Annotated in this window: 23 protein-coding genes and 1 pseudogene; 15 read left to right on the top strand and 9 right to left on the bottom strand. The window is 66.8% G+C overall.

Annotated elements, in window-relative coordinates; genetic code table 11:
• The 6 genes and pseudogenes from SPHI_RS03980 to SPHI_RS04005 form a co-directional block, all read right to left on the bottom strand.
• Positions 1-185 (bottom strand): annotated as a pseudogene (locus tag SPHI_RS03980) (hypothetical protein); the annotation flags it as partial.
• A gap of 336 nt (positions 186-521) precedes the next feature.
• Positions 522-1,133, bottom strand: coding sequence for a glutathione S-transferase family protein (locus tag SPHI_RS03985; protein ID WP_076743615.1), 612 nt, complete (start codon positions 1,131-1,133; stop codon positions 522-524).
• 50 nt (positions 1,134-1,183) lie between these two features.
• A complete protein-coding gene (locus SPHI_RS03990; RefSeq protein WP_076743616.1) occupies positions 1,184-2,059 on the bottom strand; it encodes a dienelactone hydrolase family protein in 876 nt (291 codons plus the stop codon).
• Positions 2,060-2,126: 67 nt separating this feature from the next.
• Positions 2,127-2,465: a GNAT family N-acetyltransferase gene (locus SPHI_RS03995; RefSeq protein WP_144036150.1), complete on the bottom strand. Its 339-nt coding sequence runs from the start codon at positions 2,463-2,465 to the stop codon at positions 2,127-2,129.
• A gap of 118 nt (positions 2,466-2,583) precedes the next feature.
• Entirely contained in the window at positions 2,584-3,690 is a 1,107-nt protein-coding gene (locus SPHI_RS04000; RefSeq protein ID WP_076743617.1) for a M14 family metallopeptidase, read from the bottom strand.
• A complete protein-coding gene (locus SPHI_RS04005; protein ID WP_076743618.1) occupies positions 3,687-4,286 on the bottom strand; it encodes a DUF4136 domain-containing protein in 600 nt (199 codons plus the stop codon). Before SPHI_RS04005 ends, SPHI_RS04000 begins: the two co-directional genes overlap by 4 nt.
• A 130-nt stretch (positions 4,287-4,416) precedes the next feature.
• Here SPHI_RS04005 and ykgO point away from each other — a divergent pair, with 130 nt between their 5' ends.
• From ykgO to SPHI_RS04020, 3 genes are read left to right on the top strand one after another with little or no spacing between them, the layout of a single operon-like run.
• A complete protein-coding gene (gene ykgO / locus SPHI_RS04010) occupies positions 4,417-4,542 on the top strand; it encodes a type B 50S ribosomal protein L36 (RefSeq protein ID WP_003046794.1) in 126 nt (41 codons plus the stop codon).
• Entirely contained in the window at positions 4,542-5,159 is a 618-nt protein-coding gene (locus tag SPHI_RS04015; RefSeq protein ID WP_408640475.1) for an HAD family hydrolase, read from the top strand. The genes ykgO and SPHI_RS04015 overlap by 1 nt, the downstream gene beginning before the upstream one ends.
• 54 nt (positions 5,160-5,213) lie before the next feature.
• Positions 5,214-5,351, top strand: a complete 138-nt coding sequence (locus SPHI_RS04020; protein WP_083719765.1) for a type II toxin-antitoxin system Phd/YefM family antitoxin — start codon at positions 5,214-5,216, stop codon at positions 5,349-5,351.
• A 139-nt stretch (positions 5,352-5,490) separates the two neighbouring features.
• Here SPHI_RS04020 and SPHI_RS15225 read toward each other — a convergent pair whose 3' ends face one another.
• Together SPHI_RS15225 and pyk are read right to left on the bottom strand one after the other, a co-directional pair.
• Positions 5,491-5,643: a hypothetical protein gene (locus SPHI_RS15225; RefSeq protein ID WP_233130670.1), complete on the bottom strand. Its 153-nt coding sequence runs from the start codon at positions 5,641-5,643 to the stop codon at positions 5,491-5,493.
• Between the two features lie 241 nt (positions 5,644-5,884).
• Positions 5,885-7,339 carry a pyruvate kinase gene (gene pyk / locus SPHI_RS04025; RefSeq protein WP_076743620.1) on the bottom strand — a complete coding sequence of 485 codons (1,455 nt, stop codon included), beginning with the start codon at positions 7,337-7,339 and terminating at the stop codon, positions 5,885-5,887.
• Positions 7,340-7,411: 72 nt separating this feature from the next.
• On the opposite strand from pyk, the gene SPHI_RS04030 reads away from it, so the two are divergent.
• The 3 genes from SPHI_RS04030 to SPHI_RS04040 all read left to right on the top strand — a co-directional run bounded on the left by SPHI_RS04030 (position 7,412) and on the right by SPHI_RS04040 (position 9,517).
• Positions 7,412-7,702: a DUF1244 domain-containing protein gene (locus tag SPHI_RS04030; protein ID WP_076743621.1), complete on the top strand. Its 291-nt coding sequence runs from the start codon at positions 7,412-7,414 to the stop codon at positions 7,700-7,702.
• 108 nt (positions 7,703-7,810) lie between these two features.
• Complete coding sequence (locus tag SPHI_RS04035; protein WP_076743622.1) at positions 7,811-9,127, top strand: metal-dependent hydrolase family protein; 1,317 nt, start codon at positions 7,811-7,813, stop codon at positions 9,125-9,127.
• A gap of 123 nt (positions 9,128-9,250) precedes the next feature.
• The gene (locus tag SPHI_RS04040) at positions 9,251-9,517 is read left to right on the top strand and encodes a DUF2312 domain-containing protein (protein WP_076743623.1); all 267 of its coding nucleotides are present in this window, start codon (positions 9,251-9,253) and stop codon (positions 9,515-9,517) included.
• Between the two features lie 142 nt (positions 9,518-9,659).
• On the opposite strand, the gene SPHI_RS04045 is transcribed toward SPHI_RS04040, so the two are convergent.
• A complete protein-coding gene (locus SPHI_RS04045) occupies positions 9,660-11,117 on the bottom strand; it encodes an ATP-binding protein (RefSeq protein WP_076743624.1) in 1,458 nt (485 codons plus the stop codon).
• 78 nt (positions 11,118-11,195) lie between these two features.
• Between SPHI_RS04045 and SPHI_RS04050 the strand changes: the two genes are divergently transcribed.
• The 9 genes from SPHI_RS04050 to SPHI_RS04090 all read left to right on the top strand — a co-directional run bounded on the left by SPHI_RS04050 (position 11,196) and on the right by SPHI_RS04090 (position 19,026).
• A complete protein-coding gene (locus SPHI_RS04050) occupies positions 11,196-11,939 on the top strand; it encodes a YebC/PmpR family DNA-binding transcriptional regulator (RefSeq protein ID WP_076743625.1) in 744 nt (247 codons plus the stop codon).
• Positions 11,940-12,086: 147 nt separating this feature from the next.
• Positions 12,087-12,587, top strand: a complete 501-nt coding sequence (gene ruvC, locus SPHI_RS04055; protein ID WP_076743626.1) for a crossover junction endodeoxyribonuclease RuvC — start codon at positions 12,087-12,089, stop codon at positions 12,585-12,587.
• A 76-nt stretch (positions 12,588-12,663) separates the two neighbouring features.
• A complete protein-coding gene (gene ruvA / locus SPHI_RS04060) occupies positions 12,664-13,263 on the top strand; it encodes a Holliday junction branch migration protein RuvA (protein ID WP_076743927.1) in 600 nt (199 codons plus the stop codon).
• On the top strand, positions 13,260-13,652 hold the full coding sequence (locus SPHI_RS04065; protein ID WP_076743627.1) for a GFA family protein: 393 nt from the start codon (positions 13,260-13,262) through the stop codon (positions 13,650-13,652). Before ruvA ends, SPHI_RS04065 begins: the two co-directional genes overlap by 4 nt.
• Positions 13,652-14,392, top strand: a complete 741-nt coding sequence (locus tag SPHI_RS04070; RefSeq protein WP_076743628.1) for a ParA family protein — start codon at positions 13,652-13,654, stop codon at positions 14,390-14,392. Before SPHI_RS04065 ends, SPHI_RS04070 begins: the two co-directional genes overlap by 1 nt.
• A complete protein-coding gene (ruvB, locus tag SPHI_RS04075) occupies positions 14,389-15,411 on the top strand; it encodes a Holliday junction branch migration DNA helicase RuvB (RefSeq protein WP_076743629.1) in 1,023 nt (340 codons plus the stop codon). Before SPHI_RS04070 ends, ruvB begins: the two co-directional genes overlap by 4 nt.
• A 54-nt stretch (positions 15,412-15,465) precedes the next feature.
• Entirely contained in the window at positions 15,466-15,711 is a 246-nt protein-coding gene (locus tag SPHI_RS04080) for a hypothetical protein (protein WP_144036151.1), read from the top strand.
• A 69-nt stretch (positions 15,712-15,780) separates the two neighbouring features.
• Positions 15,781-18,048: a phosphoenolpyruvate--protein phosphotransferase gene (gene ptsP / locus SPHI_RS04085; RefSeq protein WP_076743631.1), complete on the top strand. Its 2,268-nt coding sequence runs from the start codon at positions 15,781-15,783 to the stop codon at positions 18,046-18,048.
• Between the two features lie 105 nt (positions 18,049-18,153).
• On the top strand, positions 18,154-19,026 hold the full coding sequence (locus SPHI_RS04090; protein WP_076743632.1) for a helix-turn-helix domain-containing protein: 873 nt from the start codon (positions 18,154-18,156) through the stop codon (positions 19,024-19,026).
• The last annotated feature ends 45 nt before the right edge of the window (positions 19,027-19,071 follow it).

A 19,071-nucleotide genomic window follows, 5' to 3' on the forward strand; every position in this document is an offset into this window, starting at 1 on the left:
GGTGGGGGAGGCGGAGCGGGCTGGGCGGTGAAGAGCTTCAGGCTATCCTCCACTGCTTGCGGAAAGTGAACGGCGAGACCGGCGACCAGGGCATAGACCAGTGCCGCTTGTACGAGAATCGCGGCGCCTGCGGCGAGCAGGCGCTCGCGCGTCCAGCGCGGGCGGTACGTCTGGGCGTAGGCCATGGCAGAGATAACGCATGAGGGCGGTGAACGGCTGCTGTCTGGGCGGTGGGCTGCACGTACCGTCAACCCGCGGGCGTGATCCAGTGCTCGGCCATCGCGCCTCTACGGTGCCCTTGGCGATTATGGATCTTGCCAGCGCCGGGCCGGTATCGGCGACGAGCGTGTCCGAACCCTTGCTGTCGCCGCGAACTTGATCAGGTCCGCCCTGCGACCTGCTCGTCGTTGCGGGTGGCGGCATGACGCGGGAACAACGTCAGCATGACGGCGGCGTCACAGGGGTGGGCTCGACTGCCGGTGCGCACCGTCTTGAACTCCCCCGCCGAAGGAGGACAACGATCACCCCGCAGCCGCGATCAAGGCGTCGTCCAGCTCGCGTGCACGAACGGCGGCCGGCCGATCATTGATGCGGGCGAGATAGGTGTCGAATTCGCCGCACTTGGGAAGGGAGCCGAACTGCAAGCCCCAGCCGATATGGCTGCCGACATAGACGTCGGCGGCTGTGAAGCGATCGCCGGCTATGAAGCTGTGGGTGGTGACCGCCTGCTTCAACGCCTCCACCACGCGATCGAGCGTACCATAGCCAACCATGCCCTGCTGCTCCTCGGTCGGTACGACCCCGAGCGAGCGGTTGGTGGTCGCCGCCTCGAGCGGACCCGCGGCGAAGAACATCCATCGGTAGTAATCGGCGCGCTCCCGATCGGTCGGGGCAAGCGCGGCATTGGGGAAGGTGTCGGCGAGATAGGCGATGATCGCCGCGCATTCGGTGACCACGCGGCCCTTGTGGATGATGGTGGGCACCTTGGCCATCGGATTGGCCGCCAGGAAATCGTCAGGCTTGTTCACCCAGTCGACCAGCCGAACGTCATACGGCTCGCCCACTTCCTCCAGCATCCAACGGGCGATGCGTCCGCGCGACATGGGATTGGTGTAGAAGACCAGATCGCTCATTGTTTTCCTCCGCGTGGGTTCGGTGCGAACGAAATAGGAACGATATCGACTTAGCCGTCAAGGTGGCGATGAAGGAAGGCGATCGTCCGACCCCAGGCGAGATCGGCCGCGGCCTTGTTGTAGCGTGCGGCTGACGTGTCGTTGTTGAAGGCGTGGTCGACGTCGGGATAGGTGAAGGCTTCCACTGGCTTGTTCGCTGTCTTCAGCGCCGCGACCCATGGGTCGCCGGTTTGTGCGACTCGCGCATCCCGTTCGGCATAGTGAAGCATCAGGGGCGCGCGGACGTTGGCGACTTCCGCGGGGTCTGGCGCGGGGCCGTAGTAACTCACGCCCGCGTCGATGCCGCCCGCCAGCGCCATGCGGTTCACGAACGCGCCGCCCCAGCAGAAACCAACGATCCCGACCTTCCCGCTCGAGCCGGGCAGCGCGCGCGCCTGTTGGGCGAACGCGCGAGCCTGCGCCAGCGCAAGGTCGTAATCGGCGCTGCCGATCATATCACGCGCCTTGTCCTCGTCCGCTGGCGTACCGCCCTGCGGGGCGAGCAGATCCGGCGCGATGGCGAGGAAGCCGGCGAGCGCGACGCGCCGTGCAACGTCCTGGATGTGCGGCGTGAGCCCGCGGTTTTCATGGATCACCAGCACCGTGCCGCGTGTCGCCTTGTCCTTGAGTTCGGCGAAATATGCGCGTGCGGGGGCGCCGGCTTCCGTCCCGGTCCGCATGGCGACGTCGAGGCGCTTGTCGGCGGGATCGACGATTGCGGCGGCGGCGGCGGGTGAGGCGGCGATGCCGGCAATTAGCGCTTCGGCCGCCACTGTTGAACCGGCAAGCGCGGTCATCTCACGCAACAGCGTGCGCCGGTCGCGGTGTTCATGCGTGAATGCGTCATAGAGCCGGACGGCGCGGTCGCGCGGGGTAGGTTCAGTCATGCGTCTCTCCCGAATCGCCCCTCAAGCACCCGAAGCTATTGCTGCCAGCTTGCCGTGGAAAGACCGGTTACCGGAGCGCCAATGTCATGAAGCGGTTGTGCGGGCTTTCGGGATAGCCACCAAATACGGGGCCGTCGATGAAGCCGGCGGCCTCGTACAAACGGTTGGCGGCGGCGAACATCGGCGCGGTGCCCGTTTCCAGGCTGACCCGCGTGTAGCCGCGGGCACGGGCCAGCGCGAGGAGGTGCGCGAGGAGCGCGCGGGCCACGCCCGGTCGGAGATTGCCGGGCGCGGTGCGCATCGATTTGATCTCGCCGTGATCGGGCGAGAGCTGGCGCAATGCGGCGACGCCAAGCAGTGCCTCGCCCTCCCACGTTGTCCAGACGGTGATGTCGGGGTGGCGCAGCGCCTCGGCGCCATGGCATGGGCATTGTCCGGCGGGGTCGTGGCGCGTGCCTCCGTCTGGTGGTGGGCGATCAGCGCCACCACCCGAGGATCGTCGAGGCCACCCTCCCGCAGCTCCATTAAATGTCGCCGATCATCTCGGCGAGCACTTCAAGGCAGGAGACGCCGAGCTTGGCGGAGCGCTCGGGCGACCAGGCGTGCTCGGGATCGGGATTGGCGTCGTGATCCTTGAACGGCATCTCCAGCGTTACCGAGACCGCGCCGAAGCGCTCGGCAAGCTGGTTGGTGGACATGGAAAGGTTCGCGCGGCCGGGCTGCGTGCGCTCGTAGCCGAGCTCGGTCTGGAAATCGGGCGTATGCGCGGCGAGGCGCCGGCCGAACTCGTAGAAAAGCGCGCCGCGCTCGTCGCGCCAGGAGGGGACGCCCTCGAAACCGGCAATGAAGTTCGCGGCGATCGCCTCGTCGCCGTGCACGTCCATCGCAAAGGTAACGCCGGTTTCGTCCATCGCCTTCAGGACGCACAGCACTTCAGGGCTGCGCTCGGGCGTCGGCGAATGCCATTCACGGTTGAGGTTCACGCCCGCGGCATTGGTGCGCAAATGGCCGCGACGAGAGCCGTCCGGGTTCATGTTGGGGACGACGTGGACGGTGGCGGCCGCGAGCAGCGGCGCGGCGGCCGGGCTGGTCAGCCAGTCGAGCGCGCCTTCCATCCAATGCTCGGCCATCGATTCGCCGGGATGCTGGCGGGCGTAGAGCCACACCGGCTTGGGGCCGTCGCCGATACGGAGGTAATCGATCGGCTGACCGTCGAGCGTGGTGCCGAGTTCGCGATGAGTCACGCCGGGGCGGGCGGCGATGCGCGCGATCAGATCCGCATGCTGCTCCATCGTATAGGGGGCGAAATAGGCGAACCACACGGGTGCATCGCCGCTCCAATCGAACTCAAGCACGCCGTCCGCGTAACGCGTCTCCACGGTGCGCCACGTCTTCCGGTCGGTCGAGGCGCGTGTCTTGTAGCCAGGCCAGCCGAAAGGATAGGCTGAGCCGCCGGCATTGAGGATCCGGAACGTCAGTGGGCGCCCCTCCGCGCCAGCGACGCGGAAGTAGAACCATTGATAGAAATCGGATTGGTGATCCTTCACGATCTCCAGATCGAGGCGGTTTCCATCAATGGTGATGAGACGGATGTTGCCGCTGTCGAACGCGGCGTTGATGCTGAGGGTCATTGCACCTCGATAGTGCGCCCGCTTTCACCGGGGAAGCCGGTGAACAGGGCGCGCGCGAGCCGGGTGGCGATCGCGGCGGCGTTTGCATCCGGCGCCGCTGCATCCGTCAAAGATTGCGCCTGCCCCTCCCACACCGCGTCAGCGCCCTGCCGGATACGCACGGAAAGTTCGGTCACGATCCCGTCGCCCGCACCTGCGCCACCGATCGGGAAGCTTACGCCACCGCCAAGCCCTACGCCGCCGCCGCGTCCGCCGCTGATCCCGCCACCACCAAGGCCGATCGACACCGGCGAACGGCGCGGCGGCAGCGGGCGTGCGGTTCGGCTGAAGGAGACGGTGGCGAGGAATTGCGCCGTCGCGCCCGGCGCCGGGCTAGTATATCCGAGGCGCAGCAGCTCGGATTGCACCGCTGCGGCATAGGTTTTGTATTCAAGGCTTGCGGTGCCGCTTCCAGTGAGCGGCTCCACCGCGATCGTGCCGCGATCCGCCATGGCGTTGAAGTGGAAGCGGGTGGTCTGAACCGGGAAGCGCGATGGCCCCGTGGCGCAGCCGGCGAGTGCGGCGGCCATGCCGATGACGATCAACACGCTGCGCATTCCCGTTCTCCCTGTTCGTTACGGCGCTATAACGCACTCCCCACTCGCCGGCTCCGGCTTGACTTGCAAGAGGGCAACCACTAGGCGGCCACGCTTTCCAGACACGCCTATTGATAGAAGCGAATCCGCCATGAAGATCCGCAACAGCCTGAAGTCGCTCAAGGACCGCCACCGCGACAACCGCGTCATCCGTCGTCGCGGCCGGACCTATGTCATCAACAAGACGAACCGTCGCTTCAAGGCCCGCCAGGGCTGATCTTGAAGCGGCCGATTGCCGTTGTCTTCGACATCGGCAACGTCCTCTACGATTGGGACCCCAGGGTTCTTTACCGGCGCCTCATCGATGACGATGGGGCGCTGGACGTATTCCTGCGTGATGTCTGCTCGAGAGAGTGGCATTTTCAGCATGACGCCGGTCGTCCCTTCGCAGAGACATCGGCGGAGCTTTGCGCGCGCTTTCCGGACCAGGCGCATCTGATCGCGCAGTGGGGACCGCGCTTCTCGGAACAGATCCCGGGGCCGATCGAGGGCATGCCGGAGCTGGTCGCCGAGTTGGACTCGGCCGGCGTGCCGCTGTTCGCGATCACCAATTTCAGCGATGAGTTCTTCACGCCCTTCCGCGAACAGGAAGCGGCGATGTTCGGCCATTTCCGCGACATCGTGCTGTCGGGCGCAGAGAAGCTCGTGAAGCCGGATGCTGCGATCTACCGGCTGGCGCTGGAGCGGTTCGCGCTGGCACCGCACGAGGCGTTGTTCGTCGACGACCGGCAGGACAACGTCGATGGCGCCAAGGCAGTAGGAATGCATGCGGTGCCGTTCACCGATGTCGTTACTCTGCGCGAGGATCTGGAGCGATTCGGACTGCTCGAATAGCGGCGTTCCGGCGTGTACATTGCGTACACAAGATGCGTTGAATGGGAGCCCGCCATGGAAATGTCCGTTCGCAAGGCCCGCGCACAATTCGCCCATCCTCTCGCCGCTGCCGGGCGCGGAGAACGGGTGACGATCACCAAAAATGGCAAGCCGGTGGCAGAGCTCGGCCCACCCGCCGTCCGCAAGAATTAGTTTTCCTGGGAACGGCTTGAAGAGTGGCGTCGTGCAAATTGTTTCGACAAGGCGCGGGTGGGCGATGGCAGCGCGGAGGAGTGGTTCCGCGATATTGATTCGATTGAGATCGAAGGCATGAGCGATTCGGCGATTTCCCCTAACGAACGATGAGACTGCTGCTCGACACGCACATCATCATCTGGCTCATTTTGGAGCCCGGGGCGCCGACGCTCTCCAACCGCGCCGCGGTTGCCGCGCCGGTGGCCGATTTGCCGGTGTCGACGATCTCGATCTGGGAAGTTCGCGCCAAGTGGCTGGCTGCGCGCAGGCCCAGGCGGGGTTTGGCAAGTAACGCCTGCGTCGTTACTTGCCTTCGCGACCTCGAACGGAATTGCCCTCGCACCCTTGTCGCCGAAGGTATGCGCTGCCGAGCTTGTGCCAGCGCTGGCGCATGGAGATCCTTTCGACGAGATGCTGCTTGTTCATGCCGGCGTTCTGGGCGCCCGGTTGCTGACGCGCGACAGCAAGCTCGCCGGACACCCGCTCCCCTATCAGCCGTAGTTCTTCAACTCGTCGCCGAGAATGCTGACGACATGGAGTACGTTGGTGGCGCCGGGCGTGCGGAAGGGGATGCCGGCCATGATGATCACCCGGTCGCCGGCCTGCACCATGTTGTGGCGCAGCGCCATGCGCTTGGCCTTGGCGACCATTTCCTCAAACGAGTCGACGTCGCGGGTGTGAACTGCGTGGGTGCCCCATAGCAGGCCGAGGCGCCGCGCCGTATCGTGATTGGGGGTCAGCACCAGCAGCGGCACCGACGGCCGTTCACGCGCGATGCGCCGTGCCGTCGACCCCGATGTGGTGAAACACACGATCGCCTTGGCCGAGATCGTCGCTGCGATGTTCTTTGCCGCCTCCGCCAGCGCGTCGGCGGTGGTTGGATCAGGGCGCGTAACGGTGAAGCGTACGCGATCGCCGTGCATGGGATCGCGCTCAACCGAATTGCCGATGGCGTTCATCATCGCGACTGATTCAACCGGCCAGGCGCCCGCCGCGCTCTCAGCCGACAGCATGATCGCGTCGGCGCCGTCGTAGATCGCGGTCGCGACGTCCGACACCTCGGCGCGGGTCGGGGAGGGCGAGGTGATCATCGATTCGAGCATCTGCGTTGCCACCACCACCGGGCGGCCGAGGCGGCGCGCAGTCTCGACGATCCGCTTCTGGAGCGGCGGCACGGTTTCGGGCGGCAGCTCGACGCCAAGATCGCCGCGGGCGACCATCACGCCGTCGCACATCTCGACGATCTCCTCGAGCCGTTCGATGGCAGCGGGCTTCTCGACCTTGGCGAGCAGCGCGGCACGGCCGGCGATCAGCTTGCGGGCCTCGGCGAGGTCCTCTGGGCGCTGCACGAACGACAAGGCGATCCAGTCGACGCCTTCCTCGGTGGCAAAGGCGAGGTCCGATCGATCCTTGTCGGTCAGCGCGGCCATCGGCAGCACCACGTCGGGAACGTTCAGGCCCTTGTTGTTGCTGAGCGGGCCGCCGACCTCGACATGGGTGACGATGCGGTCGTGCTCATGCTCCAAGACGCGCAACACCAGCTTGCCATCGTCGAGCAGCAGGCGTGCACCCGGCTCGATCGCCTCGAAGATCTCGCGGTGCGGCAGTTCCACGCGAGTCGCGTCACCGGGCGTGGGATCGCGGTCGAGCACGAAGGTGGAGCCATGCGCCAGTTCGATGCGGCCTTCGGAGAAGCGGCCGACGCGCAGCTTGGGACCCTGAAGATCGGCAAGAATCGTCGTCGGGCGGCCGAACTGCTTTTCCAGCGCGCGGATCGCCTTGATCACGTCCACCTTGGACGCCTGATCGCCATGACTCATGTTGATGCGGAAGGCGTCGGCGCCGGCCTCGAACAGCTTGGCGATCATCTCCGGCGTGTTGCTTGCGGGCCCAAGGGTCGCGAGCACGCGCACCTTGCGGCTGCGGGGGGTGATCGCTCGTGTCATGTAATCGGTTTCCTCGCTTTGCCGCGCGACCCCCTAGCCGCTATCTCGCACGGATCAACCTTGGAGACGATGATGGACCCGATCGACACGATCGACGACGCAACGGCCGCCGCCGCCTTTCGCCGGCTGGTGCACCATCTGCGCCACCGCAGCGATGCGGAGAATATCGATCTGATGGGGCTGGCGGGCTTCTGCCGCAACTGCCTGTCGGACTGGGTCGGCGAGGCGGGCGGCCTGCCGAAGGAGACGGCGCGCGAGGCGATCTACGGCATGCCTTATGGCGAGTGGAAGGCGATGCACCAGAACGAGGCGACGCCCGAGCAGCTGCGCCGGATGGCGGAGAGTGTCGCGAAGAATGCGTGACGGTCCATCTCGTTCGGGCTGACCTTGTCGATGCCCCGCTCTTTCTTCTACCCATCTCCAAGAACAAGGGCAGCGCTTCGACAAGTTCAGCGCGAACGGGGGTAGGGAATGAGAAAAACGATCGCGGCCGCATTGTTGATGGGGGCTGCAATGCCCGTCGTGGCGCAGACCGCGCCGGCATCGAAGGTCACCTACATCCATGCCGGCGCGCTGCTCGATCGTCCCGGTCAGGCCCCGCGCGGCAACAGCACCATTATCGTGCGCGACGACAAGATCGCCGAGGTGCGGAACGGCTTCGTGCCGGCAGAGGCGGGCGCCAAACTGGTGGCGCTCAACGACAAGTTCGTGCTGCCGGGGCTGATCGACCTTCATGTCCATCTGCTGGGGATCGGCGGCGATCCGATGCGCGCGAGATTGTCCGCGCTCAACATCGAGGGGGCCGATAACGTGCTCTACGGCGCCGGCAATGCCAGGGCCACGCTGCACGCCGGCTTCACCACCGTGCGGGACCTGGGCGGCGAGCCCCGCAGCATCCGCGCGTTACGCGATGCGGTGGATCGCGGCGATGTCGATGGGCCGACGATCGTCAATGCCGGGACGGCGATTTCGGTAACTGGCGGCCATGGCGACCCGCTCAACGGGATCGCGGAACCGTTCGCCCATGCGGTGAAGGAAACGGTCGAGAATACCTGCGACGGCCCGGCAGATTGCGTCCGCGCGACGCGCCGGCAAGTCGGTCTGGGTGCGCAGGTGATCAAGATCACCGCGACCGGCGGCGTGCTGTCCAACGTGTCGGGCGGGCTCGGCCGTGCCTTCACGCCGGAGGAAATGAAGGCAATCGTCGACACCGCACATAATCTCGGCCGCAAGGTCGCCGCGCACAGCCACGCGGCGGAAGGTACCAAGGCGGCGCTGGCAGCGGGTGTAGATACGGTCGAGCACGGGAGCTTTATCGACGAGGAGACGATCGCCGCGTTCAAGCGGACGGGTGCCTATCTTGTCCCGACCGAGATCGCGCCGGTCGCCGCGGTGGCGCAGGCGCGCGCCGGTTCGTTGCCGGCGGCGGTGCTTCCCAAAGCCGAAGCCGCGGCGGCCGCGATGCAGGAAAGTCATCGCAAGGCGTACAAGGCGGGCGTCAAATTCGCCTTCGGGACCGACAGCGGCGTTTCCAAGCACGGCGACAATGCGCAGGAATTCGCATTGCTGGTGGAGAAGGTTGGCATGACGCCGGCAGACGCGATCCGCAGCGCAACGGTGACTGCGGCCGAAGTGCTGGGGCAAGGCAATGCGATCGGCACGATCGAGCCGGGCAAAGCGGCAGACATCATCGCCGTCGACGCTTCGCCGCTGAAGGACGTGCGTCAGCTCGAGCGCGTACGCTTCGTGATGCACAAGGGCGCGGTGGCAAAGCCTATCGCCGAATAAGGTTTGATCGAGGCGGCGGCTTCCCATAGGAGCCGCCGCCGCAACCGATTTTCCGGTAACCGCACCGCCCCTCACACATGAGCCGGGCGGTGCTTCACATTTGGGATGCAAGTGGGATGCAAGATGGCTGAAGAACGCGGCGAGGGCATGGGTGGCGGTCAGGTGGCGGCAGAGGAACTGCGCCTGCTGATCGAGCGCGCCGAGCGCCTGGAAGAAGAGAAGAAGGGCATTTCGGACGACATCAAGGACGTGATGGCGGAGGCGAAGAGCCGAGGCTACGACCCCAAGGCGATCCGAAAGATCATGTCGATCCGCAAGAAGAAGCGCGAGGAATACCAGGAAGAGGAGATGATCCTCGAGACGTACATGCAGGCCTTGGGGATGCTGTGAGGCGCCATCTAACGTTTTTATAAGATCCGGGATCCAAGGTGCCGCGAACGCCGCGAGACGTGATTGGTCGCAATGCCCGTTGACGGTTGGATCCCGGCTCAAGGCGGGATGACGGACGTCGGCGGGCGACGGCTCGCGAGAACTACGCTGCCTCCGCGGCCGCCGTCGTCCACCCCAGTCGCGCGATGGTGATCGAGCGTTTGCCGGACAGGTCGGTGCGGGTGACGATTAGCTCACGGCTTTCGATATAGCCCATCAAGCGACGGACCCGGCCGAGCGACGACGTACCGTAGGTTTCCGCCAGTGCGGCGTCGCTGGGGCAGGGGGCGCCTTCCTTGGCAGCCTTGGCGACCAGCAGGAATGGGCCGACCATTTCGTCCGGCAATGCGCCGGCGAGCGCCACGGCTTCCGCCCATTCGGGATCAGTCGTGTCGAAGATGCCGGCACGGGCCGAGGAGAGCCGGCGGGTGAAATCGCCGAGTTCGACCCCTGACCGCGACAGACCCTGCATCCGGCAGCGGACCTGAAAGTCCTGGAACAGCACGGAAGCTGGGCGACCGGCGGATTCGGGATCTTCGACAATCGCCCGAAGCACGTCCGCGATGATCGTGGTGACTTCCTCGTCTGAGCGCTCCGGCTCGGGCGGCAATGACGCCGGACGCGCCATCTCGGAAATCAGTTCCTCCGCCGGCACGCGGCGCGGGCGCGCCTCGAACGCCATCGGTAGCTGGGGCGCGGCCTCGGGCTCCGGTTCAGCGAAGATCAGCTCCTTGAGGTCCGCGGCCGGGGCGGAGGGAAGTGGGGTCAGCTTGGGGCTGCCCGAGCGGGCGCTAGTTTCGACCGCACCGATCTTCACCGTCTGCGGGCGGCGGCATACGGCCGGGCCGAGCGCCAGGAAGGTGCCGCGCGGCAGATCGCGGATCGCCTCGGCCTGGCGGCGCTCCATGCCGAGCAGGTCGGCCGCGCGCGCCATGTCGATGTCGAGGAAGGTGCGGCCCATCAGGAAGTTGGAGGCTTCGGCCGCGACGTTCTTGGCGAGCTTGGCGAGGCGCTGAGTCGCGATCACGCCGGCGAGGCCGCGCTTGCGCCCGCGGCACATTAGGTTGGTCATCGCCGCGAGCGAGGCGCGGCGCACGTCCTCCGCCACCTCCCCGCCGGTGGTCGGGGCGAAGAGCTGCGCCTCATCGACCACGACCAGCGCGGGATACCAATGTTCGCGCGGCGCATCGAACATCGCCGACAGAAAGGTCGCGGCGCAGCGCATCTGGCCCTCCGCCTCCAGCCCTTCGAGGCTCAGCACCACCGAGGCGCGATGCTCGCGCAAGCGGCCGGCGATTCGCGCGATCTCGCGTTCGGAATAGTCGGTCGCCTCCACCACGACATGGCCGTAGGTCGGCCCGAGCGTCACGAAATCGCCCTCGGGGTCGATCACCACCTGCTGCACCTGCCCGGCGGAGCGTTCGAGCAGGCGGCGCAGTAGATGCGACTTTCCCGAACCCGAATTGCCCTGCACGAGCAATCGGGTGGCCAGCAGTTCCTCTAGGTCGATCAGGACCGGCGCGCCCGAGGTGTCGGCGCCCATGTCCACGGCAATCGTCATGGCGGCGCGTTTGCCGCATGCGCGGGAGTCGGCGCAAGGCTTGATGAAGCCCCCTGCGCCAGCTTATGGCGCATGCCCATGGCAGGTCATTCCAAATTCAAGAACATCATGCACCGCAAGGGTGCGCAGGATAAGAAGCGTTCGGGCATGTTCTCGAAGCTTTCCCGCGAAATCACCGTCGCGGCGAAGATGGGGCTTCCCGATCCGGACATGAACCCGCGGCTGCGCGCGGCGGTCAACGCCGCCAAGGCGCAGTCGATGCCCAAGGACAATATCCAGCGCTCGATCGACAAGGCGAGCCGGGGCGACGCGGAGAATTACGAGGAAATCCGCTACGAAGGCTTCGGCCCGGGCGGCGTCAGCCTGATCATCGAGGCGCTGACCGACAACCGCAACCGCACCGCCACCAACGTGCGCACCGCAGTGAGCAAGAACGGCGGCAACCTCGGCGCATCGGGATCGGTCAGCCATGCCTTCGACCGGCTCGGCCTGATCAACTATCCCGCGAGCGTCGGCGACGGCGAGAAGGTGTTCGAGGCCGCGCTTGAGGCGGGTGCCGAGGACGTGACGTCGAGCGAGGACGGCCACGAGATCTGGACCGCACAGGCCGATCTGCACGAAGTGGCCAAGGCGCTGGAGCCGGTGCTCGGCGAGGCGGAGAGCGCGAAGCTCGCCTGGCGCCCGCAGACGATGGTCGCGGTGGACGAGGGTGATGCGGCGACCCTGTTCAAGCTGATCGATGCGCTGGACGATGACGACGACGTCCAGCAGGTCTGGGGCAATTACGAAGTCTCCGACGAGGTGATGGAAAAGCTGGGGTGATCTAAACCTCCTCCTGCTTGCGGGGAGGGCACCATCTCCTCCGCTCCCGCTTGCGGGAGGGGCGGGGGGAGGGCACATCTTCCGAATGTTCCCGCGTATTTGCCGACAGCCCCTTCCCCGACCACTTCCGCAAGCGGGAGGGAAGAATTGATCATCCTCGGCCTTGATCCTGGCCTCGGCACCACCGGCTGGGGTGTGATCGCGGCAGAGGGAAATCGGCTGCGGCATGTCGCCAACGGACAGATCAGGACCGATCCGTCCGCGCCGCTGCCGCGGCGGCTGGCCAATCTCTACAGCGCCTTGATCGACGTGATCCGCACGGAGCGGCCGGATAGTGCCGCGGCGGAGGAAGTGCTTGGCAACACCAATGCCCAATCGACGCTGAAGCTCGGCCAGGCACGCGGTGTGGTGCTGCTCGCGGCGGCGGGGGCGGGGCTCCACATCGGCGAATATCACCCGTCCACCGTGAAGAAGGCGGTGGTGGGGACCGGCGGCGCGGAGAAGCGGCAGATCCAGGCGATGATCGGGGTGCTGCTGCCCGGCGCCAAGGTGGCCGGACCGGATGCGGCGGATGCGCTGGCGGTGGCGATCTGCCACGCGCATCACCGCGCGAGCGCGGCGGGGATGATGCGGCGCGTGCAGGGGTAATCCGGCATGCTGGCATACGGTTGGCCCGCGTTCCCGTACCCGCTAGATGTCGGCGCGACATGATGGGCAGCAATCGGTGATCGCATATCTCAAGGGCATCCTCGCCAGCACGAGCGCCGATCACGCGGTGATCGAAGTAGGTGGCGTCGGCTATCTCGTCGGCGCCTCTTCGCGTACGCTCGCGGCGCTGGGGCCGGTCGGCGAAGCGGTGCACGTCCATACCGAGCTGCTGGTCGGCGAGGATTTCCAGCGGCTGGTCGGCTTCGCCAGCGCCGATGAGCGCGACTGGTTTCGGCTGCTCACTGGTGTGCAGGGGGTCGGCGCGCGGGTCGCGTTGGCAATCCTTTCCGCGCTGGAGCCGGCCGAGCTCAATCGAGCGGTGGCGGCGCAGGACAAGGCGATGGTGGCGCGCGCCAATGGCGTCGGGCCGAAGCTCGCCGAACGCATCGTGCGCGAGCTGAAGGACAAGGCGGGGGGTATCGTGCTCGGGCCGGCGGCCGCGGCGCAGGCTGCGCCCGTGGGAGCGAGCGCGGATGCGGCGTCGGCGCTGCTCAATCTCGGTTTCCGGCCGGCGGAAGCCGCGTCGGCGGTGACGGCGGCGGAGGAGGAACTCGGGGCCGGCGCCACGCTGGATGCGCTGGTCCGGCTGGCGCTGCGCAAGGCGGGGAAGAAGTGACGCGGCGGGCGGCCTGTTCCTGCGGCGCGCTGGCGATCGAATGCGCGGGCGAGCCGGTGCGTATCTCGGTATGCCATTGCCTCGATTGCCAGCGGCGCAGCGGTTCCGCCTTTGCGGCGCAGGCGCGATTCCCGATCGAACATGTCAGCGTGACCGGCACGCCGCGACAGTGGCGGCGGATCGGCAGCAGCGGCAGCGCGGCGGTCCATCATTTCTGCGACACCTGCGGCCTGACCTTGTTCTACGTGCTGGAGCGGCAGCCCGGACTGGTCGCCGTGGCGCTTGGCGCGTTCGCCGACCCGCAATTCCCGCCGCCGGCCTTCTCGGTCTATGAAAATCGGCGCCATTCCTGGGTGGCGATCACCGGCGAGGGAGTGATTCACGACTGATGAGTGCGCGGACGATCGGCGTGTACAGCCTGAAAGGCGGCGTGGGGAAGACGACGCTGGCGGTGAACCTCGCTTGGGCGTCGGCGACTTTGTCGTCACGGCGCACGTTGCTGTGGGATCTCGACGGGCAGGCAGCGTCCACCTGGATCCTCGGCCATGATCCCGAGGGGCGCGAGGCGGGGGCAGCGATCCGGCGCGAGGTGGACGCGCGGCGGCTAGTACGGCCGACCGCGATCGAGCGGCTCGATCTGCTGCCGGCGGACGCGTCGCTGCGCGAACTGGACGTCGCTTTTCATGCGCTCGACAAAAAGAACCGGCTGGCGCGGCTGGTCGAGGATCTGGGGCGCAATTACGAGCGGATCGTGATCGATTGCCCGCCGGGGCTGACCGATACATCGGACCAGATCATGCGCGCTGCCGATCTGGTGGTGGTACCGGTGATCCCCTCCGCCCTCTCACGCCGCGCGCTGGACACGATCGCGGCGCATGTGCAGCGTAAAAAGGGTCCCAAGGTAACGCTGGCGCCCGTCTTTTCGATGGTGGATCGCCGCCGCGCGCTGCACCGTGACGCTTTGGTGCAGCACCCGGACTGGCCGACGATCCCGATGGCGAGCGCATTCGAAACGATGACCGAACGCCGCGCGCCGCTGGGGGCGTTCGCTTCGCGCATATCGCCCGGCGTGGAGGCGGTGAGCGCATTGTGGCGCCGCATCGAAAGTGCGCTATCGGCGCTGAAATGACCGACACTGATCGCCTCATCACCCCTGCGCGCCGTGTGGAAGACGCCGACGCGGCGCTGCGGCCCAAGCGGCTGGACGAGTTCGTAGGGCAGGCGGCGGCGCGCGACAATCTGCGCGTGTTCATCGAAGCGGCGAAGTCGCGCGGCGATGCGCTGGATCATGTGCTGTTCTTCGGCCCACCGGGGCTCGGCAAAACAACGCTGGCGCAGATCGTTGCGCGCGAGATGGGGGTGGGGTTCCGCGCCACGTCCGGGCCGGTGATCGCCAAGTCGGGCGACCTTGCCGCGCTGTTGACCAATCTCGAGGACGGCGACGTGCTGTTCATCGACGAAATCCATCGGCTTCAGCCGGCCGTCGAGGAAGTGCTTTATCCCGCAATGGAAGATCGCGCGCTCGATCTGATGATCGGTGAGGGGCCATCGGCGCGCAGCGTGCGGATCGACCTGCCGCGCTTCACCCTGGTGGGCGCGACGACGCGGCAGGGGCTGCTGACGACGCCGCTGCGCGATCGCTTCGGCATCCCGGTCCGGCTGCAATTCTATACGGTGGAGGAACTGACGCGGGTGGTGACGCGCGCTGCCTCGCTGCTCGACCTGCATATCGCGCCCGATGGCGCGGCGGAGATCGCGCGCCGATCGCGCGGAACGCCGCGTATTTCCGGGCGGCTGCTGCGGCGCGTGCGCGATTTCGCTAATGTCGCCGGGGTGACCGAGGTGGATGCGACCGCCGCCGACCGCGCGCTCAACCGGCTGGAGGTGGACGGGCTCGGCCTCGACGCGATGGACCGCCGCTATCTGACGATGATCGCCGACATCTATCGCGGCGGGCCGGTGGGCGTGGAAACGCTCGCGGCGGGCCTGTCCGAGCCGCGCGACACGATCGAGGAAGTGATCGAGCCCTATCTGATCCAGCTGGGCCTGGTGGCGCGAACGGCGCGCGGGCGCGTCCTCAATGCCGGCGGGTGGAAACATCTCGGCCTGAACCCGCCGGCGGGCAGCCAGGAGGGACTGTTCGATTAACCGGGAGCCGCTGGCGATCAGCGGCGTTTGTTATGCGCAAGCAAGAGGATGACGATGACGAACACGCCGCCGGTGCCCCCCGCCAATCAGTCTCCCTATCCGATCCAGGAGCCCCCGCATCCGCCTGCGCCGCCGCGTGCAACTGAGGAATGGGCCGAGCCGGCATCGCGTGGCTGGTCACTTGGCAAGATCGTCGGCGCGGCAGCGGGCATCGGCGCCATCGCGATCGGTGTCGCTGCTGTGCTGTTCCCGCGCGATAGTGCCCCGACGCCGAAGAAGAAAAAGAACCGGAAAAGTTGACGTTCTGCTGCGATGCCGCGCAGCAAATGTTGCGTGGCACCCGGCGCACCCGCCTGCTAGCCAGAGCTTATGCTGTCCGCTGCCGCTTCCGCCCGTGAGATCCTGGTCAACTTGCATGACGTGATGGCGGCGCGATCGAACGCGCAAGCCAAGCTGAACCAGGTGGTGGAGATCATCGGTGAGGCGCTGGATAGCGAGGTCTGCTCGATCTACCTGCTTCGCGAGGGCGTGCTGGAGCTGTTCGCGACCCGCGGCCTCGCTGCAGACGCCGTCCATGTTACCAAGCTGGCGATGGGCGAAGGGCTGGTCGGCACCATTGCGCAGAACAATGAGGTGCTGAACCTCGACGAAGCGGCGAGCCACCCCGATTTCGCCTACAAGCCCGAAACGGGCGAGGATCGTTTCCACAGTTTCGCCGGCGTGCCGATCATCCGGCGCGAGCGCGCGGTCGGCGTGCTCGCGGTGCAGCATGCCGATCCGCGGCGCTACGCCGATATCGAGATCGAGGCGCTGCAGACGGTGGCGATGGTGCTCAGTGAGCTGATCGCCAACGCTGGGTTGATCGATCCGGCCGGACCCAAGGACCGCCCGCAGCAGTCCACGGCCAGCATCCGCCTTCCCGGGCAGAAACTGGTCGAAGGCATGGCGGCGGGCTGCGCGGTGTTTCACCAGCCGCGTATTCATATCGAGCACACGGTGGCTGAAGACATCGAGGCCGAGCGCCACCGCGTCTATGCGGCCTTCGACAAGATGCGCGAGCAGATCGACCGCATGACCCGCGAGGCCGAGTTCGGCGTCGGCGGCGAGCATGAGGAGGTGCTCGAAACCTATAAAATGTTCGCCTATGATGAAGGTTGGTCACGGCGCATCAACGAGGCAATTGATAGCGGCCTCACGGCAGAGGCGGCGATCGAGCGTGTGCAGCAGCGCACGCGTCAGCGCATGCGCCAGATCGACGATCCGCTGCTCGCCGACCGGATGCACGATCTGGAGGATTTGTCGAACCGGCTGCTGCGTATCGTCTCGGGCCAGATGGGCACGGCGGCGCAGATGGGCCTGCGGCAGGACACGATCCTGATCGCGCGCAACCTGGGGCCGGCGGAATTGCTGGAATATGATCGCCGGCGGCTGAAGGGTGTGATCCTCGAGGAAGGCTCGTTGACGGCGCACGTCACCATCGTCGCGCGTGCAATGGGCGTGCCGGTGCTCGGCCGCGTGCGCGAGGTGCGGCGGCAGATCACCGAGGGCGACCTGCTGCTGCTCGACGTCAACGAAGGGTCGGTGGTCGTCCGCCCATCAACGGCGATGGAGGAGGCGTTCGACGCCAAGCTGGCGCTGCGGCAGAAGCGGCGTGCGGCTTATGCCGCGCTGCGCGACGTGGCACCGACCACCAGGGACGGGCACCGGGTGACGGTGATGGTCAACGCGGGCCTGCGTGATGACGTGGGTGCGCTCGACGTGACCGGGGCGGACGGGATCGGGCTGTTCCGCACCGAATTCCAGTTCCTCGTGTCCGCCACCCTGCCACAGCGTGAGCGCCAGCAGCGGCTGTACCGCGAAGTGCTGGACGTGGCCGGCGAGCGCCCCGTGATCTTCCGCACCGTTGATATCGGCGGGGACAAGGCGCTGCCTTACCTGATCCAGGACGAGGATGAGGAAAATCCGGCGATGGGCTGGCGCGCGCTTCGGCTTGCGCTGGAACGCAACGGGCTGATGAAGGCGCAGGCCCGCGCGCTGATCGAGGCGGCGGCAGGGCGGACGCTCAACGTCATGTTCCCGATGGTCAGCGAAGCGTGGGAGTTTGCCGAGGCGCGTGACCTGTTCGAGCAGCAGCGCGCGTGGATCGCGACGCGCAACCGCCGCTTGCCGACCGAGATCCGCTATGGTGCGATGCTGGAGGTGCCGAGCCTTGCCTATCAGCTCGATTTGCTGCTGCCGCAGGTCGATTTCCTGTCGATCGGCACCAACGATCTGACGCAATTCCTGTTTGCTGCCGATCGCGCCAATCCCAAGCTGGCGGAGCGTTACGACTGGCTCTCCGCCTCGATCCTGCGCTTCATCCGATCGGTCATCGCGCCGGCGCGGGCGGCTGGCGTGCCGCTCGCGATTTGCGGCGAGATGGGCGGTCGGCCGCTGGAGGCGCTGGCGCTGATCGCGATCGGCATCGATCGCTTTTCGATCACCCCGGCTGCGGTCGGCCCGATTAAGGCAATGATCCGTACGCTGGATCGCGGCGCAGCAATGGCGGAGATGGAGCGGCTGCTCGCAGCGCCGCCGCGCGATCTGCGCGGCGCACTGTCCGTCTGGGCGGAGGCACAGGGCGTCGAATTGGGCTAAGCCACCGACCAAAAGAGGTGTGGCTCGATTGACACAGGTTGCCGCCTCTGTGAGACGTGCGGCCGAGGGCGGACGGGGTCCGGTCTGTCCCAAGCGGAGAAGCGAATGACTGACGCCGAGCGCAGCGACAACGCGACGCTCTTTCCACAACCCGTTGGCGAAAGGCTGCGCGCGGCTCGTGAGCGGCACGGCATGTCGCTGGCCGAGGTCGGCGCACGCACCCGCGTGCCCTTGCGCCATCTCGAGGCGATTGAAGCGTCCAATTACGGTGCGCTGCCGTCGCCAACCTATGCCGTGGGCTTCGTGCGGGCCTATGCGCGAGCGGTGGGCGAGGATGAGGTGACGCTCGCGCGTGATGTGCGCGTGGAGGCGCAGAACACGCCGCGCGCAACTCCGCAGTATCAGCCCTACGAGATTGCGGACCCGACCCGCGTGCCGAGCCGCGGGCTGGTGATTGTCGCTGCCGGGCTGGGTCTCGCGATTGTCGTGCTGGCGATGCTTTGGTTCGCCAGCGGACTTTTTCGCGGCGAAGACGGCGATGCGCCGGCCGGAACGCCGTCGGTTGCGGTTGCGGTACCTGCCGTTCAGCCGTCACCGACGCCGGCGTCGGGCGGCCACGTGACTCTGACTGCGACCGACGAGGTCTGGTTGCGGGTCTATGACGGCGCGAACAAGACGCTTTACCTCGGGACGATGAAGCCGGGCGAGCGCTTCGACGTGCCGGCGGAGGCGGACAATCCGATGATCAACGTCGGGCGGCCCGACAAATTACAGGTGACGCTGAACGGCTCCAACCTGCCACCGCTCGGCAGCGGCGCGCGTCCGATCAAGGACGTGCCGGTTAGTGCCACTGCGCTTGCCGCACGGGATAGTGGCGCGGCTGCCCCTGCCGCAGCGCCGACGCCGGGGGCGGCTGCGCCGACCGCCGGCGCGTCCGTTCCCCCCGCCTTTGCCTCGCCTTCGCCAGCTGGAAACTGATCGTCCTTAAGGCTGGCGACAGGCGTGCGGGTGTAGGTATAGCGG

The organism is Sphingomonas jeddahensis, from assembly GCF_001981525.1.
In the GTDB taxonomy this organism is placed as follows: Bacteria; Pseudomonadota; Alphaproteobacteria; order Sphingomonadales; family Sphingomonadaceae; genus Sphingomonas; species Sphingomonas jeddahensis.

What these genes read in the sequence shown, in the direction of transcription:
- SPHI_RS03985 (WP_076743615.1), bottom strand. Translation starts at nt 1,133, where the DNA reads ATGAGCGATCTGGTCTTCTACACCAATCCCATGTCGCGCGGACGCATC.
- SPHI_RS03990 (WP_076743616.1), bottom strand. Translation starts at nt 2,059, where the DNA reads ATGACTGAACCTACCCCGCGCGACCGCGCCGTCCGGCTCTATGACGCA.
- SPHI_RS04000 (WP_076743617.1), bottom strand. Translation starts at nt 3,690, where the DNA reads ATGACCCTCAGCATCAACGCCGCGTTCGACAGCGGCAACATCCGTCTC.
- SPHI_RS04005 (WP_076743618.1), bottom strand. Translation starts at nt 4,286, where the DNA reads ATGCGCAGCGTGTTGATCGTCATCGGCATGGCCGCCGCACTCGCCGGC.
- ykgO (WP_003046794.1), top strand. Translation starts at nt 4,417, where the DNA reads ATGAAGATCCGCAACAGCCTGAAGTCGCTCAAGGACCGCCACCGCGAC.
- SPHI_RS04020 (WP_083719765.1), top strand. Translation starts at nt 5,214, where the DNA reads ATGGAAATGTCCGTTCGCAAGGCCCGCGCACAATTCGCCCATCCTCTC.
- pyk (WP_076743620.1), bottom strand. Translation starts at nt 7,339, where the DNA reads ATGACACGAGCGATCACCCCCCGCAGCCGCAAGGTGCGCGTGCTCGCG.
- SPHI_RS04030 (WP_076743621.1), top strand. Translation starts at nt 7,412, where the DNA reads ATGGACCCGATCGACACGATCGACGACGCAACGGCCGCCGCCGCCTTT.
- SPHI_RS04035 (WP_076743622.1), top strand. Translation starts at nt 7,811, where the DNA reads ATGAGAAAAACGATCGCGGCCGCATTGTTGATGGGGGCTGCAATGCCC.
- SPHI_RS04040 (WP_076743623.1), top strand. Translation starts at nt 9,251, where the DNA reads ATGGCTGAAGAACGCGGCGAGGGCATGGGTGGCGGTCAGGTGGCGGCA.
- SPHI_RS04045 (WP_076743624.1), bottom strand. Translation starts at nt 11,117, where the DNA reads ATGACGATTGCCGTGGACATGGGCGCCGACACCTCGGGCGCGCCGGTC.
- SPHI_RS04050 (WP_076743625.1), top strand. Translation starts at nt 11,196, where the DNA reads ATGGCAGGTCATTCCAAATTCAAGAACATCATGCACCGCAAGGGTGCG.
- SPHI_RS04070 (WP_076743628.1), top strand. Translation starts at nt 13,652, where the DNA reads ATGAGTGCGCGGACGATCGGCGTGTACAGCCTGAAAGGCGGCGTGGGG.
- ruvB (WP_076743629.1), top strand. Translation starts at nt 14,389, where the DNA reads ATGACCGACACTGATCGCCTCATCACCCCTGCGCGCCGTGTGGAAGAC.
- SPHI_RS04080 (WP_144036151.1), top strand. Translation starts at nt 15,466, where the DNA reads ATGACGAACACGCCGCCGGTGCCCCCCGCCAATCAGTCTCCCTATCCG.
- ptsP (WP_076743631.1), top strand. Translation starts at nt 15,781, where the DNA reads ATGCTGTCCGCTGCCGCTTCCGCCCGTGAGATCCTGGTCAACTTGCAT.
- SPHI_RS04090 (WP_076743632.1), top strand. Translation starts at nt 18,154, where the DNA reads ATGACTGACGCCGAGCGCAGCGACAACGCGACGCTCTTTCCACAACCC.